At 37.6% G+C, this 17,991-nt stretch carries 14 protein-coding genes; 6 read left to right on the top strand and 8 right to left on the bottom strand.

Annotated elements, in window-relative coordinates; all coding sequences use genetic code 11:
• Positions 1-49: 49 nt before the first annotated feature.
• The 4 genes from ACFI4Z_RS15435 to ACFI4Z_RS15420 all read right to left on the bottom strand — a co-directional run bounded on the left by ACFI4Z_RS15435 (position 50) and on the right by ACFI4Z_RS15420 (position 6,414).
• The gene (locus tag ACFI4Z_RS15435; protein ID WP_462671357.1) at positions 50-2,047 is read right to left on the bottom strand and encodes a Shedu immune nuclease family protein; all 1,998 of its coding nucleotides are present in this window, start codon (positions 2,045-2,047) and stop codon (positions 50-52) included.
• Positions 2,048-2,191: 144 nt separating this feature from the next.
• Complete coding sequence (locus ACFI4Z_RS15430; RefSeq protein ID WP_462671356.1) at positions 2,192-3,448, bottom strand: tyrosine-type recombinase/integrase; 1,257 nt, start codon at positions 3,446-3,448, stop codon at positions 2,192-2,194.
• Positions 3,449-3,990: 542 nt separating this feature from the next.
• Positions 3,991-5,643, bottom strand: a complete 1,653-nt coding sequence (locus ACFI4Z_RS15425; protein WP_462671355.1) for a sensor domain-containing diguanylate cyclase — start codon at positions 5,641-5,643, stop codon at positions 3,991-3,993.
• A gap of 225 nt (positions 5,644-5,868) precedes the next feature.
• On the bottom strand, positions 5,869-6,414 hold the full coding sequence (locus ACFI4Z_RS15420; protein ID WP_462671354.1) for a methyltransferase: 546 nt from the start codon (positions 6,412-6,414) through the stop codon (positions 5,869-5,871).
• A gap of 304 nt (positions 6,415-6,718) precedes the next feature.
• Here ACFI4Z_RS15420 and ACFI4Z_RS15415 point away from each other — a divergent pair, with 304 nt between their 5' ends.
• The 3 genes from ACFI4Z_RS15415 to ACFI4Z_RS15405 all read left to right on the top strand — a co-directional run bounded on the left by ACFI4Z_RS15415 (position 6,719) and on the right by ACFI4Z_RS15405 (position 8,886).
• Positions 6,719-7,294 carry a hypothetical protein gene (locus tag ACFI4Z_RS15415; RefSeq protein WP_462671353.1) on the top strand — a complete coding sequence of 192 codons (576 nt, stop codon included), beginning with the start codon at positions 6,719-6,721 and terminating at the stop codon, positions 7,292-7,294.
• 59 nt (positions 7,295-7,353) lie between these two features.
• Positions 7,354-8,268 carry a M14 family metallopeptidase gene (locus ACFI4Z_RS15410; RefSeq protein WP_462671352.1) on the top strand — a complete coding sequence of 305 codons (915 nt, stop codon included), beginning with the start codon at positions 7,354-7,356 and terminating at the stop codon, positions 8,266-8,268.
• A 207-nt stretch (positions 8,269-8,475) separates the two neighbouring features.
• Entirely contained in the window at positions 8,476-8,886 is a 411-nt protein-coding gene (locus tag ACFI4Z_RS15405; protein WP_462671351.1) for a hypothetical protein, read from the top strand.
• Positions 8,887-8,896: 10 nt separating this feature from the next.
• Here ACFI4Z_RS15405 and ccoG read toward each other — a convergent pair whose 3' ends face one another.
• A complete protein-coding gene (gene ccoG, locus ACFI4Z_RS15400) occupies positions 8,897-10,279 on the bottom strand; it encodes a cytochrome c oxidase accessory protein CcoG (RefSeq protein ID WP_462671350.1) in 1,383 nt (460 codons plus the stop codon).
• Positions 10,280-10,446: 167 nt separating this feature from the next.
• Complete coding sequence (locus ACFI4Z_RS15395) at positions 10,447-11,859, bottom strand: sigma-54 interaction domain-containing protein (RefSeq protein WP_462671349.1); 1,413 nt, start codon at positions 11,857-11,859, stop codon at positions 10,447-10,449.
• Between the two features lie 131 nt (positions 11,860-11,990).
• On the opposite strand from ACFI4Z_RS15395, the gene ACFI4Z_RS15390 reads away from it, so the two are divergent.
• Together ACFI4Z_RS15390 and ACFI4Z_RS15385 are read left to right on the top strand one after the other, a co-directional pair.
• A complete protein-coding gene (locus ACFI4Z_RS15390) occupies positions 11,991-12,935 on the top strand; it encodes an ABC transporter ATP-binding protein (RefSeq protein ID WP_462671348.1) in 945 nt (314 codons plus the stop codon).
• On the top strand, positions 12,925-14,121 hold the full coding sequence (locus ACFI4Z_RS15385; RefSeq protein WP_462671347.1) for an ABC transporter permease: 1,197 nt from the start codon (positions 12,925-12,927) through the stop codon (positions 14,119-14,121). The genes ACFI4Z_RS15390 and ACFI4Z_RS15385 overlap by 11 nt, the downstream gene beginning before the upstream one ends.
• Before the next feature lie 49 nt (positions 14,122-14,170).
• Here the strand turns inward: ACFI4Z_RS15385 and ACFI4Z_RS15380 are convergent, their stop codons facing one another.
• Positions 14,171-14,725: a TIGR00645 family protein gene (locus ACFI4Z_RS15380; protein ID WP_462671390.1), complete on the bottom strand. Its 555-nt coding sequence runs from the start codon at positions 14,723-14,725 to the stop codon at positions 14,171-14,173.
• Positions 14,726-14,914: 189 nt separating this feature from the next.
• Between ACFI4Z_RS15380 and ACFI4Z_RS15375 the strand changes: the two genes are divergently transcribed.
• Complete coding sequence (locus ACFI4Z_RS15375) at positions 14,915-15,157, top strand: hypothetical protein (protein ID WP_462671346.1); 243 nt, start codon at positions 14,915-14,917, stop codon at positions 15,155-15,157.
• A gap of 107 nt (positions 15,158-15,264) precedes the next feature.
• Here the strand turns inward: ACFI4Z_RS15375 and topA are convergent, their stop codons facing one another.
• Positions 15,265-17,985 carry a type I DNA topoisomerase gene (gene topA, locus ACFI4Z_RS15370; RefSeq protein WP_462671345.1) on the bottom strand — a complete coding sequence of 907 codons (2,721 nt, stop codon included), beginning with the start codon at positions 17,983-17,985 and terminating at the stop codon, positions 15,265-15,267.
• Positions 17,986-17,991: the final 6 nt, after the last annotated feature.

Raw genomic sequence — 17,991 nt, 5'->3', positions numbered from 1 at the left:
AGAGAACAAAGGTAATGACAGCTTATATGGCTATAACTACCTCTCTAAATTATTCTAAATTCAGTTTTTTGAATAAAATTTTATTTCTCTTCTTCGCATCGATTAAGAGCTTATCAAACGAAATTACTTCGATTACAGTATTAAGGTTATCGTTATAAAAAATATAGCCCTGATTATCCAAAAGTGGCTTAAAATTTCTAACCTCAAGAATATCGCGAATTGAAGAAGTTAAATCACAAATAACATAACAGTAAATTGGTATTTGCTTATCTAAATAAATTTCTCGACCTTTATCATCTTTAATTTGATTAGGCTTTCTTAGTTTAAGGACATAACCAGTAACTTGATCAATTGGATTATCAGAATCTTTATAGTTGTTACGCATTGGCCGTTTAAATTCTACAATAATAGCAGTAGACGTTTCACGTTTATCATCTCCATAGACAACAGGATTATTGAAAACTAATAAGTCTGGTCGATCCTTAGAATCGATATCCGTTACTGATTTAAAAGACTTATCCGATGCAAGGTGTTTATGATAAGCCATACGCTCGTCAATTAGCCATAAATTATGCTCTTGTACATCATCGCTAGTAGAGCGAATAGCCATAATGATGTCATGAACAGTATCCTCTAAAGCATATTTATCATCATCCTGAAACTCTAAGCTAAATTCAAGCGCATCTATTACTGCTTTGCGATGCACGATATATTTAGCAAGGTTTGACTTACCAATCTCGTTTAAATCAGCAGTATATTTTTTCAAAGAATCCTTATAGGCCGAATAGTCTTTTATCTTACTTTGCTTTATTTCATCTTTAAGGCTCAATGCTTTTTCTTTTAACTCAATTTCATAGTTTCGGTTCAGTTTGTGCAACTCAAGATCAAGCTTCTCATCGGACAGGTCAAAAGGGATTTTATTTAGCCAAGATGGGCGGTTTTTAATTATATGTCTGTATTCATAACCGCCATGATTAACGTATTGTTCAATCATTTTCCGATGTTTTACAAACATGGGCTCTAAGAAAGGTTGAAATACTGTTCTTCCATAAACCATCAACTCAATGATAATTGTACTTATAGAAGGCAGCTCCTCATCATCACACATGTCTGATTTTTCGGCGATCATAAAACCTGTTCGTTCTTGATTAACGTATTGATCAAGGTAGCCCGATGTTAAATAAATAGAAAAATTAAACTTATTACCATCTATATCTTCAAAGCTGGGCGGTATATTCTCTTCGTATTCTTTTAATGTATAACCTCTTACAGAACGTGAGTCAGCACATAAAAAAACTTTATGATTTTTTTGTTTATTTATTCTAATATTTTTAAAGAAATAAGCTTTGAAATCATTAGCACCGATAGAAAAAAAATTCTGCTCTATCTCTTTAGAATATGTAGTCTCAAAAAGAAGAAGTAAATCAATCTGCCCCCCGCAATCATCTATTAATTTAAACGACTTAACTTTTTTTTCCAAAAAATAGATCAAACAATGTTCTATAATTTCTGAAGCTAAATTATTTAAATCTTTAGGTAATCGTCCTCTATAAGGTTCTTGAATTCTTAGAAGGGAAACCTTAGTTCTTAACTTATCTGATGCATCAGCATCGATTAACTTTTCATTTTCAAAATCAACATCATCAACAGAAAAATTAAAAGTCAGTTTTTTTATTGCTGAATTTGTTACATAAGTACTCTCAACTTCAACTGATTCAAAGGCTTTGAGCCATGTGAAACGGCCAACTCCTTTACAACCTAAGCTAGATTTGTATGTCGATTCAGCCGTCTTAAATGAAAGATAATTGTCCTCATTAAACCCAGCCCCATTATCAAGAATATCAAACGATTCTATCTGCTGAAATCCAAGGTCTTCGCCATTCAAAACTTCTTGGGTTGTTTGACGAAAGGCTTTAACAATTAAATCTGCCTTATCGCCTTCATTCGTGGCTTGGATGGAGTTAACGATAGCCTCGAATAGAGGAACAAGGCGATCATTTGGGGATAGTGTAAGATTTTGTACCTTACCTTTAACATCTATTTGCACTTTAAATCTTCCCTATTAAAAGTTCTAATCAACAATTACTAGTGTCTAATAATACACAAAATCAACTATCAATTCATTGAAACTGAGATAGAAAAAGTATTTATGCACAAACGGCTATTTTTTAATTTGAAAGCATAAATGCATTTATACTATGAGTTTTCTTCCCCACTCTTCCAAAGCTTTGCGACGCTTGTCCATATACGTCTGCATATTATATACCCCCTGCACTCCTTGCAGTTGATGGTTTAGTATTTTTTCAATCACTATTGGATCTGTTCCAATATCAGTATCACCTAAGCGAGTAGCGACTGTCCTCCGTAAGTCATGAGGCACAAATTTAGGGACTCCCAATTGCTCTAACTTTCGACTTATGGAGCGTGAAAGTGAGTGCCTGTCAATCGGTTGTTCACCTGGGCCTGATTTATTAGTTGTTGTACTCGGGAATACATATTTAGAATTGAGATAGCCGAATGCTGCACGTAGCTCATCAAGCAAAATAACCATATTTTGAGTAATCGGTACTTTATGAGTTCTTTCGCCATCTTTGTTTTGCTTTACGCGCTCAGCTGGGATTGTCCATATCATCTTATCAAAATCAAATTCTTGCCACTGTGCTCCTGTAACCTCTATTGGCCGGCAACCGGTTAACGTTATGCACTTTAATGCATAAATAACTTGCTGGCTAATACCTAGCTTTGGTAGGCGGTCAAATACTTGTATAACCTCTTCAAACTCAAGCGCTCTGATTCTCGACTTTTCAAGGCCGCCTACGCTTTTCTTTTTAACCGTACTAACAGGATTGCCCTGCATAAGGTCTCGCTCAACACCGAAGTCGAACATTTGTTTTAAAATAGAGAGTGTTTTATTTGCTTGGGTATTTGAGCCCCGATCTTTTATTGGATCAAGTACCTTATTAAGAATGTCACGCCGAGTTATCTCTTTGAGCTTATAGTTGCCTATAAAGGGCAAAATGTCTTTTTTGAACATTCTAATTACAGGATCTACGTCCTTTCGATTAACTTTAATGTCTCTTTCAATAAACTCTTTAGCAAGCTCATCAACGGTTGGTGATGTATCTTCGATAAACTGCTGCTTTAGTGATATCTGCTTTGTTTCGTATACGTCTTCACCTAAAGCAACTCGCCCTTTTAAGCTTTCAACTTCCTTGCGAACATCTTTTAAATCACACTCACCAAAGTACCCCAAATGGTAATTACGCTGTTTACCTTTGATGCCACCAAAACGATAATTTAAGTAAAGTGCAATTTTACACTTTTTATCACTTTGTGTTTTACCTACACGTGCATGAAATCCACTTAACTTTGTGTCATTTATCCGTTTAATAGGTTCAGGGACTGAGCTTAATAACGAATCAGTTAATAACATTTTCACGACAGACATATGTAGCACCAAATATTAAAAATAAAGTACATGCAGCATATATGTAGCATCAACTGTATTCAACTACTTAATTCTACTTAGAGCTAACCCACACTAACAAATTAAATTTAAACTATACATAACATATAGTTAAATTAAAAATAAGTTCTACTTATAGCTACTTACTTCTACTTGAATCTAATCGTAACTTTTATGGGGTGGCAGGGGTCGAGAGTTCGAATCTCTCCATACCGACCAATTAATCCTTTCAAACCTCCATTTATTACAAAAAGCTATTGATCGCTATTCCAAATTAATTTAGAAATAATCAAAATCCCGTAAACTTAGTGATAACTTTTAAATAAGTATATTTTTGTCTAAGTCTATTGATTATTCGCGTATCTGTTGAATTTATTGATATGCAGCCATAGGTAATAATTGAACAATTTTAATATCTGAAGTTAATATTTGAGCCATTGGTCTATGCTTTAGCTTATATTATTACTTGCATTCGCTTTACAAAACTAAATTATATCTCCAATTTATTTCCGATATGTACTTTATTATTCCTTAGCACTCACTGAAAATTGTATGGCGCAATTACGGCCACTTTTTTTAGCTTGGTATAGAGCATCATCAGCCTGCTCAACAAGAGTTTCTTTATTTAACATACCTTCGATGAACTCTGCTAAACCAAAACTACAAGTTACACTGAACTGCTTATCTTCTGAAGTAAATTTCATTTTCGCGATTTCACTTCGAACCCGTTCTATAAGTTGCGAAGCAGACTCTAAATTAGTTTCAGGTAGTACTAAACAAAACTCCTCTCCACCTAATCTTGCAACTAAGTCAGAATCTCGCATTGCGGACTTTAAATATGCTGCTATATCTTTTAAAACTATATCGCCTACTGCATGTCCATACGAGTCATTTATCTGTTTAAAATGATCTAGATCCAACACTACAACAACCAGCTTATTGCTATATCGTTTAGCTCTATCAAACTCATGTTTATAGTAAGTATCAAAGGCTCGTCGGTTGTACAATCCTGTGAGAGGGTCTTCGCTTGCTTGTTTTTCGAGTTTTTTATTCGCAATATCAAGAGCCAAGGTACGTTCTTCAACCCTACGTTGTAAATCAATGTTAAATTCACGCAACGAAGAAATCATTTCAGCAAAATGCTTTGTTAAATCTTTGACTTCGGTCCAACCTCCAGCAATAGGCGGCTCATCAAATCTACCACTTTTAACTCTAGCTGTATGCCGGCTTAACATTTCTACGGGCCTAGCAATAACAAAAGCTAGCCCAATACCAATTAGAATAGCTAAAACCAGAATAACAACTTCAGCAATAAAGATAATTTTATTATTCTTTTTAACTAAGTTGTTTACTTCACTTTCATTTATTTTTGCGACTAAACCCCAGTCCATTTCACTAATATAACGAGTTGACGCAAGTACAGGTTGTTCTAAATAATCTGGCGCATTGTGTAATATTAGTTCATTTCCTAACATGGCTTGTGTAATAGGTACATCTAAGCGATCTTTAGGTACTGTACGCTTAAATGCTGCTTTGTGATCGTATTTAAGAGGTACTGCGAAAACCGCATCCCCGTTTTCATTTCGAACAGCAAATAGCCACTCTCCGGTTTCTCCCAACCCAGTGCGATCTCTTATTAAATCAGTAATAAAATCAGTGAAATATCTGATCTGGATATAACCGATTGTCTTATGCTGTAATAGTAATGGTTTATTTATGATAGCTATAACTTGGTCCGATTCAGGCTCTAGTTTTATAAAAGCCTTTTCTGCCTTTGCTAGGTCAATTTTTGACTTAAATGTCTGCGAAGAGGTGGTGGTGACCAATTGTCCATTTTTATCAAATACACTAATACTTTTTAAGTGAGTCAAGCCATGCTTAGCATCATGGATAATATTATTTATTTTTTCTTGATGCGCACTATCAGCAGTCAAATTCCAATTTGATAATGATAGACGCATTTGGGTGCGACTAGAGATTAATGCGGTATTGTCTTTTAAACGATCTATTGCTGTGATCGTTCTTTTTTTGGCAATTAATGACATAGCCGATAAATGTTCAGCAAATTGTGCTCGCGAATAATCAGCGGCCTGACTATTGAGATATTGCAGCCCAATAAATAATGGAAGCCCCGAAATTATAACAAAGACAACAATTAATAGATGCTTGAGCTTCACAACCTACCCCCTAATTTATTCATTATTCTAATACTAGTTCAAAATAGAGAATAATCACTTTGAATAATACGGATTAATATTTGAATAATTGCTAATTAGGATAGATAAACAGACTCTAACTATAAAAACACTTCTGAAACATCTTCATTAAAATGGTGCGATAATAAATGTTGAGTTAGTTATAAAGTTTTACTAAAAATTCCTTTAGCATTACTTTTTAGTTAATCAAAGTTTTTTAGGTTGCCAGTGGTACACATAAATGGGCGTTTGATAAAAGTCTTTAAGTTTAATAACCTTAACTGGTTTATAGGAAGGCAAGGCGAAAGTGTTACTCACAATAGTAATGTTTTTAATCATGGCATGTTTTAACTTATCTTCAAGTGCCACCATTGCACCAGGGAAAAGGTAACATACTAAAGTAGCAGCACCACTGAGTTCTGCATTTTTGAAGTCTTTACGATATAAACGAAGGTTGTTTAAACCCATGCTATATTTAAAAATAATTGAAACAAGCCATGGAAACCAAGATACCTCATAGCCAACAACCTGTTTGTTTGGATATTTTTTCGCAACCGCTATTACGAGCGTTCCCCAACCAGACCCTAAATCGATTAAAGTGCCTTTTTCATCTGTACTTATTTCAGCCAACATAGTTTGGCACGCTCTACTTGAGCTCATCATCGGCGAAATACCCGTTTTTAAGGTACTCCAAACAATAGATAAAGCGATTAGAAGAATAATAAAAAAAAGCATGATAGCAATAAAGTCCATGCTAACTAATACCTAATGACAGCTGAATATTCATAATTTACCTTAGCGCTGATTTTTCAAATGCTAGCGTAGCCTTATGTTCAAATTTGTAATAAGCAACGTTTGCCTGCTCTTAGTAATACGAACCTAAGTCTAACAGGATTGTGTACCGACTCGCTAATACGATTAAGCATGAACAAACTCAGTAAGAAAACATTTGCGCTGATCCATGAACTATATTTCTTTAATGCGCTCAAGAATCAACCACTCCTGCCGTTATTAAATAAACATTAAAACAATAAATACTTTGTACAGGAGGTACTTCATGGGTTTTTCAAACGATGAATTACTATTTTTATCGAGTTTATTTAAAGCACCAACTCCACCTCGTCTCCCAAAAGACCAAACATTGACTGTGCAAAGTGATATTCCTGCTAACATAGCTCGCTTGTTTCAAAATGCAAATTTAACGTTACTTGCTGAAGTAGGACACTATCAACTTTGGTTCCCGCTGGAGTTTGAGGTTGACTCGTCAGGCACGTTTACACCCGCCCTTAGTGCACCTGAGGTAATTGATACAAAGGGTAACCAACGTAGTTGGCGATGGGATAATTTGAATATAAAAAGTGAGGGATACTGTATTGAGTCGATTTCAAGTACAGGCATCTTTTTAAAACCGCAAGGAGAACACGTTGTCTTTACTGAAAATCAAATTATGCAATTTGATTTACCCAATAAAAAACACATTACCATGAGTATAGAACCAGTTAGGCAATGCAAAGGCGGTATTGCAGCTAAAATTATTGATATACATGAGGGAAAAGAGCAACTCCGTGCCTATTTATTTAGTGTTCATAAACGTCAATATGCTAATTTATATAATGCGATCCCTCCTAGTTAGTTGCACAGATGTCAACGCATAGATAAGCTATCTCCTTTATTGCGAACAATGAAGGTTTTATGAGCGAAAATAATTACCATATCGGCACACCTGGTTTACCTTGGACAAGTGAAGATAAACAACAATGGTTTAACGAACAAACGATTAAGCGAAGTTACCAACAAGATGTTGTTGCGTTAATCGATGAATTAACCCCTTACTTTGACGTTGAGCAATATGGTGCGCTTGATTATGATATTGAGCGATATCCCCTTTTTCTACTCAAGTCTAAAGATTGGCATGCTGACAAGCCAACCGTATTGGTAACTGGTGGTGTACATGGCTATGAAACAAGTGGTGTTCTTGGTGCGGTGCGTTTTGCTAAAACACATGCAACCTCATACAGTGAACAATTTAACTTGATCATCGCGCCATGTATTAGTCCATGGGGATATGAAACAATTAATCGCTGGAATCCAAAAGCAGTGGATCCTAACAGGTCATTTTATAATGATAGTCCTGCTCCTGAGTCAGCAGCAATCATGGCGTATATGCACAACAACACTATCCAGCCAATTGCGCACATTGACTTACATGAAACAACAGATACTGACAACAGTGAATTTAGGCCTGCACTGGCTGCGCGCCAAGGTAGTGTTAATAAAAACTGGAATATCCCTGATGGTTTTTACCTCGTTGCAGATTCAGTAAAACCAGAACATGCTTTTCAAACAGCCATAATTAATACTGTGTCTAAAGTAACGCATATTGCACCTAGCGATGAAAACAACCAGCTAATTGGTGTTGCGCAAGAGCAGTTTGGTGTGATTAATTACAGCGCTCGAGAATTGGGTTTGTGCATGGGCTTTACCGATGCAAAATATGTTACTACAACAGAAGTTTACCCAGATAGTTCAACGGCAACCGATGAAGAATGCATACTCGCTCAAGTGGCTGCAATTACAGGCGCTTTAGATTACATTATCGCAAACTAATTAACACTTAAGACCAAATTACATATGTTTATATACAAGCTCATTGCAAATAAATTATTTAATTTGGTCGCAAAAAAGGCTCAACACAACCACTTTGCACCGCATTTAAAATAGAATATGCAAATTATAATTATTCCCTTTAAACGCCTAGACTTACACCAATTTTTGTATAAAATTCGCGCTCTTTATTTTTAGCAAGGATAAAAATTGGAATTCAAAAACCAGTATGGTCATATAAAGTTACATCATGAGAGCAACATTCTAATCGCAAGTTTTACTGGCTACATAAACGAGCGTTTGGTGGTTCAACTCAGTAACGCTATGTTACATCGTGCCAAATCGTTTGCTGGTGCTCCTTGGGGATATATCAGCAACTCAAAAAATCTACAAGCTGCAACACCTGAGGCTGAAGCAAGCTTTGTCGTGTTAACGAAAAATATGATTAAAGATGGTTGTATAGCAAGTGCTTTTATATTTGATTCGTCTTTAATTATTAATCAAATGCAGCACGTTTTTAAAAATGCAGGGCTTGATTTTAATATTCGTAATATGCTTTTTTCTAACTTAGAAGAGGCTAAGTCATTTATAGAACAAAAAATAACAGAGCCTACAATCTAAGTTAAAGAATTTAATTTCTATAAAATAAACTTTGTTGTGTTTGAGTTATCGTTTTATCCTCATGCGCTGTCACAACAAATTCAAGTTTGGTGACTTTTTTATCAACTTCATATCCATCAGCAACAATAGTGACTGGGACTTTTTTCATGACACCGGGCTCGACGCGAGTATTCTGCGGACTTTTCAATATTCCTTTGTCAAAACCGTTTAGAGACACACTATAATGCAATGGCTCTTGGGTCTTATTTATAATGGTTAGCGTGTATGGATTTTCTACGAGCCCTTCGTAATTAACTCTGTAAAGTGCGTTTCTATCACGCAGGACTGATACTTCAATTGGTGTTCTTTGTGCCAGCCACACCACCATCATTACAGAGAATAAAACAGTTAACCCGCCGTAGCCCAAAAGCTTTAGCCTAAATGGATTGGTAGTCCCCCCCGCCATTTGTTTTTCACTTGCGTACTTTATAAGTCCTTTTTGATAGCCAAATTTGTCCATGGTGTCATCGCATGCATCAATACATAAGCCGCAGTTTATACACTCATATTGCAGTCCATTTCGAATATCGATTCCAGCAGGGCATACTTCCACACACAAGTTGCAATCTACACAGTCACCTAAATCTAACAACTTGGGATCGGCTTTGCGTTTTCGTGGTCCACGATTTTCACCGCGTTCACTGTCGTAGGTGACAAGGAGTGTATCTTTATCAAACATAACAGACTGAAAACGAGAGTATGGGCAGGCAACGGTGCACATTTTTTCACGCAAAAAACCTGCATTACCGTAAGTGCAAAAAGCGAATAAGAACACCCAAAAGCTGGTTATGCCTGACCAATCAAACATTACCATATCGCTATAAAGTGATTTAACAGGTATAAAATAAGCCATAAACGACGTGGCGGTAAATAAAGAAATAACAAGCCATGCGCTGTGTTTGGTCATTTTTTTACGCCATTTAACGACTGACCAAGGTGATTTATCTAACTTGATGCGCTGATTACGTGTACCCTCTATTCGTTGTTCAACCCAGGAAAACATAAGCATCCAGATTGTTTGTGGACAAGTATACCCACACCATACTCTGCCAAGCCAATTGGTTACAAAAAATAGCGCAAATGCCCCAAGCATAAATAGTAATGCTAAAATCACAAAGTCTTGGGGTAAAAGCGTTAGACTAAAAATCGTGAATGTCTGAGTACCAACATCAAATAAAACAGCTTGTTGCCCGTTGTACTGAACCCAAGGAATAGCAACAAACATAAACATGAGTAGCCACCCTAAATTACGACGTATTCGCTGAAAAAAACCTTTTTGCTCGCGAATATAAATTGGCCCCTCGTTCTTATAGGGCTTAATAATCATGTCTTCTTCTTTAATATCAAATTTCATAATACTTACTTCATTGTGACGGTTTCTGAGTAAGTATTTGCAACTTTCAGACCAAGCTGAAAATTAGATTTTAATGATAAAAAACAATGCTTTATGATTATTTCAAACTTTCAATTTCGTGATATATCGCGTAACTCGTGATATATCGCGTAACTCGTGATATATCGTCACTTTGTTATTTTTAGCTTTTTCATTTTCGATCGTAATGTGCTTTCTGGCATGCCAAGTATACTCGCGGCTCCCTCTGATCCAGATACTTTACCATTTGAGATCTCAAGCACTGTTTCTATATGCTGTTTAACGACACTATTAAGTGAAAGTGATGGGTTAGCATTTGGATTAGTCAGCCTATCCAATGGCTGGGTTAAATTAATGACAGCATGTTTAGATAAAATAGCTTCTCGTTCTAATACATTTTGTAACTCTCGAATATTTCCAGGCCAATCATATGCTTGAAGCTGATTTATGGCCTTATTACTTAAACCTTTTAATTGTTTACCTAGACGTTTATTTAGTTGTTGAACAAGGTTAACACTTAAAAGTGGGATGTCTTCCTTTCGCTCTTTTAATGCAGGCACACGAATTGGAAATACATTTAAACGGTAATAAAGGTCGATTCTAAAACGTCCTTGTTCAACCATTTGCCATAAATCACGATTAGTCGCTGCAATAATTCGAATATCTACAGTAAGCGTGGTACTTCCACCAACGCGCTCAAACTCACGTTCTTGCAAAACGCGTAATAACTTACTTTGTGACTCTAGTGGTAACTCTGCGATTTCATCTAAAAACAGTGTGCCATTATCCGCCAGCTCAAAGCGCCCTTTACGACGCTCATTTGCACCTGTAAACGCTCCTTTTTCGTGACCAAATAATTCGGACTCTAATAAACTGGGTGTAAACGCTGCGCAGTTAACTTTTATAAATGACTGTGTAGACCGGTTACTTAAACGATGAAGATTACGCGCTACTAGCTCTTTACCTGTGCCATTTTCACCGAGGATCAGTACTGTGCTGTCTGTTGGGCTAACTAATTTAATTTGCTCTAACATTGCTTGAAATACATGGCTTTTGCCTACTAAACCTGAATCCTGCCAATCCTCATTTAACTGCGCTGTAAGGTACGTATTTTCGTCTTTTAATTGTTCACTCAAGGCACTTACTTGTTTAAGAGCATCGCGTAATGCTTGCTCCGTTTCATGCTGCTTTGAAACATCGCGAAATATAGCGACAGCACCAATTAACTGCCCGTTTTTATAGACTGGTGTTGATGTGTATTCAACAGGAAATTGCGTGCCGTCTTTTCGCCAAAACACTTCATCTTTCACGTGCCTGTGTACGCCATCAAACATAGTGCAATAAATTTGGCATTCATCTGCTGGATAAGGCGTTCCATCTGCATGGCTATGGTGATGGTATTGATGAATTTTTTTTCCTAGTAGCTCACTTGCTTGCCAGCCAGTCATGCGCTCTGCTGCTGGGTTTATAAAAACCGCGTTCCCGGATAGATCAAAACCGTAGATCCCCTCCCCCACAGCATTCAGTAATAAAGTTGGGTCATTCAAAAATTGTTTGATCATAAAACCTCCTCTCGCGATATATCACGAAACCTTAGCATTTCTACTCTTTATTTACACTTTTACTTACAAAATATATTTTTATTCACTGGGCGTACCCATTATGATAAAGAAAACAATAAAGTAGGATTACTATGTCATTAACCATTTCTCACTTAGAAAAACATTATTCTGCTATAAATGCAGTAGACAACCTGTCTTTTGAAGTTCAGCGAGGGGAAGTATTTGCTCTGCTTGGACCAAATGGAGCTGGTAAGTCATCATTGGTTAAAATGTTGGTTGGTTTTACTTATCCAGATGCTGGTGAAATTAAGCTGGTTGATGAAAACCAACATTATTCGTCAATCCCTTCCCAATTATTAGGCTACTTACCTGAAGAGCGAGGGCTGTACCCTGAAAAAACATTAAAACAGAATTTACAGTTTTTTGCGCTATTACATGGCGTGTCGGACCAAGAATTTGAACAGCGGTGCCAACACTGGTTAAAGAAATTTAGCCTATACGATCGTTTAAACGATCCGTTGAAGTCTTTATCAAAAGGAAACCAGCAAAAAGTTCAGCTTATTACAGCCGTATTGCATGAACCTAAATGGGTAATACTCGATGAGCCTTTTTCTGGCTTGGATCCCATTAACCAAGAATTGGTGGTGGAGTTTTTAGCTGAGCTCAAACAACAAGATATGACTGTGATACTGAGTGCCCACCAAATGGCTATGGTAGAAAAGCTAGCTGACAGAGTGTTACTACTTAATAAAGGCCAAAGCGTGTTGTACGGTAAGCTAAGTGAGATCTTTGCTCAATACAATAACAATATGATTGATGTAAGCTTTAGCAAAGATATCGATAAAACACAGCTTGAAGAACTTACTCTTACCAGCTCAATCAAGCAGCTCTCTGCAACGCGATTTACTATTACGTTAACTGAGCAACAATCACTGAATGAGGTATTGCCACAGCTGCTTAAGTTGGGCGATATTACTGAGTTTAAAAATCAATCACAATCATTACATGCTATTTATCTTCAGGCCGTTGCCGAACATAATACGCACGCTCACCAGGAGCAAAATTATGAAAAATAAAAACGTATCAACACCCCAGCAAGTTTGGACTGTGGCTAAATGGGAGTTCATGCACTTTTTTAAATTAAAGCAAGAAATTATTTCTAAACTCATTATGTTGCTAATCGCAGCTATTATTTATTTTTTTGCTGCAAGTGGAACTGACCTAAATAGGCACTACACCCTAGCGACTAATACAGATCAACAACTTTTCAACCAGTTAAACTCAAAATTCAAGTTTAAATACGTTGAAGATATTAATTTAGTCGCTAAAGACTTAGAGCAAAGTGAATTTGATGGAGCAATTAAATATGATGCCATTGCTAACACATTCACATTAATAACCAACGAAAAAGAAGCATGGCAAACGTCTTTAACCTCAAATATTAGCGCAGCTTTACAACAACAACGATTCAACGCGTTGAATTTGACTCAACAGCAACAGGATAGTTTGACCAAGAACATTAATATTGAACATAAAGTACTTGATGACCTATTAAAAAATCAGGCTGACAAAGGACAAACTTACACAGCCTTTGGGGTATTAATCTTATTGTTTGTTGCTATGTTTGGCGTATTTGGTCAACTGTTTGTCAGTATTACTGGCGAAAAGCAAAACCGCGTTACAGAGCAACTAATGGCTACTATGACACCGCAAACTTGGATTGATGGCAAACTGGCGGGACAGATATTACTTGCAGTAAAAACAATGCTGGGCACACTTATATCAATTGTGCTTTCCATGCTGTTTTTTACTGTAATAATAAAACACCAACCCCTGAGCTTAAGTTTTGTTAATTGGTCAATGCTACCGTGGTTTATCGCGTTTGCGGTATTCGGCCTCGCTATTTGTGCAGCCTTTATGGCAGCCATTGCGGCAGGAATTGATGATCCAAACCACAGTAGTAAAAGTGCATTAATGATGTTGCCAATAGCGCCTATTGCCATTGCATTTTTCATTATGGACACGCCAAATGGCCTCATTAGTATTGTGTTAAGTTACCTGCCTATCACCGCCTTTGCAGTAATGCCTGTAAGGATGTCTCTTGTTGATTTACCTTTTTGGCAGCCGCTTTTATCGTTACTACTTAGTGCTGGCTGTTTTTATTACTTACGCATATTTGCAGCGCGCATATTTAAAATGGGGATGAATATGTATGGTAAGGAGCCAAGCCTTAAAGCGATGTGGCTAGCTATTTTTAAGTAGTATGAAGTGTCGAGGTAGGCTATGGCGTTAGCCTACCTGAAAAATTTAATCAGTGGTTAATTGTTTTGCTATTAATATAATCTGTGAGCGCAAACAACACACCAGAAACGACAAATGTGATATGAATAGCGACTTTCAAAATAAGTTCTTCACTCGAATAAGATGATGCGCTAATAAATACTTTCAATAATTCTACAGCAGATATAGCAACAATAGCGCTTATAAGTTTCATTTTCAGGCCTGAAAAACCAACCTTTCCCATCCAAGCGGGTCTATCTTCATGATTATCGATATTAAGTTTCGATACAAAGTTTTCATAACCACTAAAAATAATTATAAGTAATAACCCACCGAGTAGCGCCGTATCCACTAACGTTAAGATCCCTACTAACAGCTCTTCATTCGTGGCTGTAAACGTAGCAATTCCCATTAGGTATAGCTGTTTAAAGAATTTGATCAGCAATAAAATAACGGCAAATAATAGCCCAACAAAAAATGGAGCAAGTAACCAGCGGCCGCGAAATATAAATGTTTCTAGTACGAGCTCTGCTTTGCCTGCTTGTCGTTTGGGTTTTGAAGGGGGTTGATTGTCCATTTTGCTCATCATTTTATAAAACGCTGACTTTAACTGAGTTTGTTATTTGATACAAACACTGAAGTGTTTTTCTTTTCGGTATAAATTTCATCTTAACGATAAAAATATTTCGTTTCCCTTTGAAGGTGTTTCGATTAAAAATTAAATCACCCACAGAGCATTTCTCTTTGGCTAACAACTACTATTAGGAATGAACACATGAACAAAACAATGCTGACCCTTACTATTGCGTCACTTTTTAGCGTTGTTGCAGCATTTGCTGTCGCAGAAGACGCCGTTGATGCGCCTGAAGAAATCATCCAAGAATTCACAGAAATGTGTATAGATTGGGCTAAAGATGATGGCATCGGCGATGCACAGCTTAAACCATACGTTTTAAAGTGCGTTAATGATGAATTAACAGCTGAAGGCTATAAAAAAGTGACTGACGTAAAAATTTAATTAAATTAGCTTGATTGTAAAAAACCGAGATTGCACAAGGGTGTGAATCTCGGTTTTTTTATTGCTCGCATTTAATAATAAAGAGCACATTACGTGCTCATATATCACTACTCAGCAGCTTTTTTGGCTTTTGTAGCGGCCTTTTTTGGCGCTGCTTTTTTGGCTGGTGCCTTTTTAGCGGCTGCTTTCTTTTTAGGTGCGGCCTTTTTCTTCGCCTCTTCAACCCACTTTCCAGCATTATAATGCGCAGTCCAGCCCGTTGCTTTACCTTCAACCTCTGTCATTACGTACTGCTCTTTATTCTTACGGCTGTAGCGAACAATCGCTAGATTTCCGTCAGGATCTTTTGCAGGTGCATCGGCCAAGTAGTAGAACTTAGGTGAAATACGATCACGAAAACGATGAAGTTCTTCGACCTTTGGTGCTCGCGTTTCACGTGATTTAGGGAATGTATTTGCAGCTAAGAAAATACCTGCTGCCCCATCGCGCAATACAAAATGAGCATCTGATTTTTCACATTCTAGCTCAGGTAGTTGAACTGGGTCTTCTTTTGGCGGCGCAGCCTCACCGTTACGCAATAATTTACGTGTGTTTTTACACTCATCATTACTACAACCAAAGTATTTACCAAAACGGCCAGATTTAAGCTGCATATCAGAGCCACATTTATCGCACTCGATAATAGGCCCATCATACCCTTTTATTTTGAAGGTTCCTTGCTCAATTACATAACCTTTACAACCTGGATTATTACCACAGACATGTAATTTACGCGTTTCATCAATCAAGTATGAATCCATTGCCGTTTCACAAATTGGGCAACGTTTCATCTGCATTAACGTTTCAGTTTCAACATCTTCTACATCAGCAGCAACCGCTTCATCACCTGATACTAGGTTCATAGTAGTGGTACAGCGCTCTTTTGGTGGCAGGTTGTAACCTGTACAGCCTAAGAACACGCCTGTAGAGGCTGTGCGAATACCCATTTTGCGTGCACATGTTGGGCAATCAATGTCTGTTTCAACCATTTCATTTTTACGCATACCACCGTCATCTTCTTCGCCGCTGGCGATAGATAGTTGGGTAGAAAAATCGGCGTAAAACTTATCTAAAACTTGGGTCCAAACACGCTCACCTTCAGCGATATCATCTAAACGTCCTTCCATTTTTGCAGTAAAATCGAAGTTCATTAAATCGGTAAAGTTTTCAACTAGACGGTCGGTAACTATTTCACCCATTTTTTCAGCAAAGAAGCGGCGGTTCTCAACACGAACGTAGCCGCGATCTTGTATTGTTGAAATGATAGACGCGTAAGTAGATGGGCGGCCAATTCCACGCTTTTCAAGCTCTTTAACTAAGCTAGCTTCACTGAAACGCGCAGGCGGCTTCGTAAAGTGTTGCTTAGGATCAAGTTCAATTAACGTAAGTATCTCACCTTCTTTAACCGCAGGTAATGATTGATCTTCCTCATTCTTTTTACGAACTGCAGGTTGCACACGTGTCCAACCATCAAAGCGAAGTACTCGCCCTTTGGCCTTGAGATGGAAATCATTCGCTGCAACAGTAAGCGTCGTCAAATCGTATTCTGCAGGCACCATTTGGCACGCCACAAATTGGCGCCAAATTAGTTCGTACAGTTTTTTCGCATCAGGGTCTACACCTTCAAGGTGACCAGACAATACTGTTACGCTAGATGGGCGAATAGCCTCATGCGCTTCTTGCGCGTTGCCTTTTGAGCTGTAGTTTATAGGGTTTTCTGGTAAATATTTAGCACCGTATTGTTCAACCACATAATCACGGCACATGCCTACAGCGTCTTTTGACAAGTTAGTCGAGTCAGTACGCATATAAGTGATGTAACCGGCCTCATACAAGCGTTGAGCGAGCATCATGGTCTTTTTAACACCATAGCCTAAGCGTGTACTCGCTGCTTGTTGCATTGTAGAGGTTATAAATGGCGCACTTGGTCTGCTTTTACTCGGTTTTTCATCAACACTAATAACTTTATATTCAGCGTTTTCTAATGATGCCACCGCAGCCATCGTTTGCGCTTCATTTACAGGCTTAAATGGTTTATCACCCTGCTTGGCAACTTCAAGACGTAAATTAGACTCTGCATTTTTTACATCTGCGTGAATATCCCAGAACTCTTCTGGAGTAAATGCTTTTATTTCACGTTCACGCTCAACTAATAGACGTACGGCAACTGATTGTACGCGCCCTGCTGATAAGCCACGAGCTACTTTAGCCCATAATAGTGGTGATACCATAAAGCCCACAACGCGGTCTAAGAAACGACGTGCTTGTTGTGCGTAAACCATATCAGTGTTTAGTTCACCGGGTGTTTCAAACGCTTGTTGAATCGCATTTTTAGTGATTTCGTTAAATACAACGCGCTTATATTTTTCTGGCTCGCCACCAATAATCTGTTCGAGGTGCCATGCAATGGCTTCCCCTTCCCTATCCAAATCCGTCGCAAGGTAGATTTGGTCAGCATTTTCAGCGAGTTTTTTTAATTCTTGGACTACTTTTTCTTTACCTGGTAACACTTCATAATGGGGCTCCCAACCTTTTTCAGGATCGATCCCCATCCGAGCAACTAGGTTAGTGTAATCACGCTGCTTTTTATAAGCAGCTTTATCTTCAGGAGACATTTTGCGCACTTCAGCTGGTGTTTTAGTCGGCGCTGTTTTGGTTTTGCCAGAACCTGAGGTAGGAAGATCTCGTACATGCCCAATAGAGGACTTGACGATAAAATCGTTTCCTAAATATTTATTAATTGTTTTAGCCTTAGCAGGAGACTCTACAATTACTAGCGATTTGCCCATAGTTGC

It is taken from the genome of Pseudoalteromonas sp. RWi3 (assembly GCF_054960735.1).
This window is presented reverse-complemented; position numbering and strand designations above follow the sequence as displayed.

Bases quoted from the DNA above. Each gene is read 5' to 3' on its own strand.
- ACFI4Z_RS15415 (WP_462671353.1), top strand. From the start codon at position 6,719: ATGGGTTTTTCAAACGATGAATTACTATTTTTATCGAGTTTATTTAAA.
- ccoG (WP_462671350.1), bottom strand. From the start codon at position 10,279: ATGAAATTTGATATTAAAGAAGAAGACATGATTATTAAGCCCTATAAG.
- ACFI4Z_RS15390 (WP_462671348.1), top strand. From the start codon at position 11,991: ATGTCATTAACCATTTCTCACTTAGAAAAACATTATTCTGCTATAAAT.
- ACFI4Z_RS15430 (WP_462671356.1), bottom strand. From the start codon at position 3,448: ATGTCTGTCGTGAAAATGTTATTAACTGATTCGTTATTAAGCTCAGTC.
- topA (WP_462671345.1), bottom strand. From the start codon at position 17,985: ATGGGCAAATCGCTAGTAATTGTAGAGTCTCCTGCTAAGGCTAAAACA.
- ACFI4Z_RS15420 (WP_462671354.1), bottom strand. From the start codon at position 6,414: ATGGACTTTATTGCTATCATGCTTTTTTTTATTATTCTTCTAATCGCT.
- ACFI4Z_RS15395 (WP_462671349.1), bottom strand. From the start codon at position 11,859: ATGATCAAACAATTTTTGAATGACCCAACTTTATTACTGAATGCTGTG.
- ACFI4Z_RS15410 (WP_462671352.1), top strand. From the start codon at position 7,354: ATGAGCGAAAATAATTACCATATCGGCACACCTGGTTTACCTTGGACA.
- ACFI4Z_RS15375 (WP_462671346.1), top strand. From the start codon at position 14,915: ATGAACAAAACAATGCTGACCCTTACTATTGCGTCACTTTTTAGCGTT.
- ACFI4Z_RS15380 (WP_462671390.1), bottom strand. From the start codon at position 14,725: ATGAGCAAAATGGACAATCAACCCCCTTCAAAACCCAAACGACAAGCA.
- ACFI4Z_RS15385 (WP_462671347.1), top strand. From the start codon at position 12,925: ATGAAAAATAAAAACGTATCAACACCCCAGCAAGTTTGGACTGTGGCT.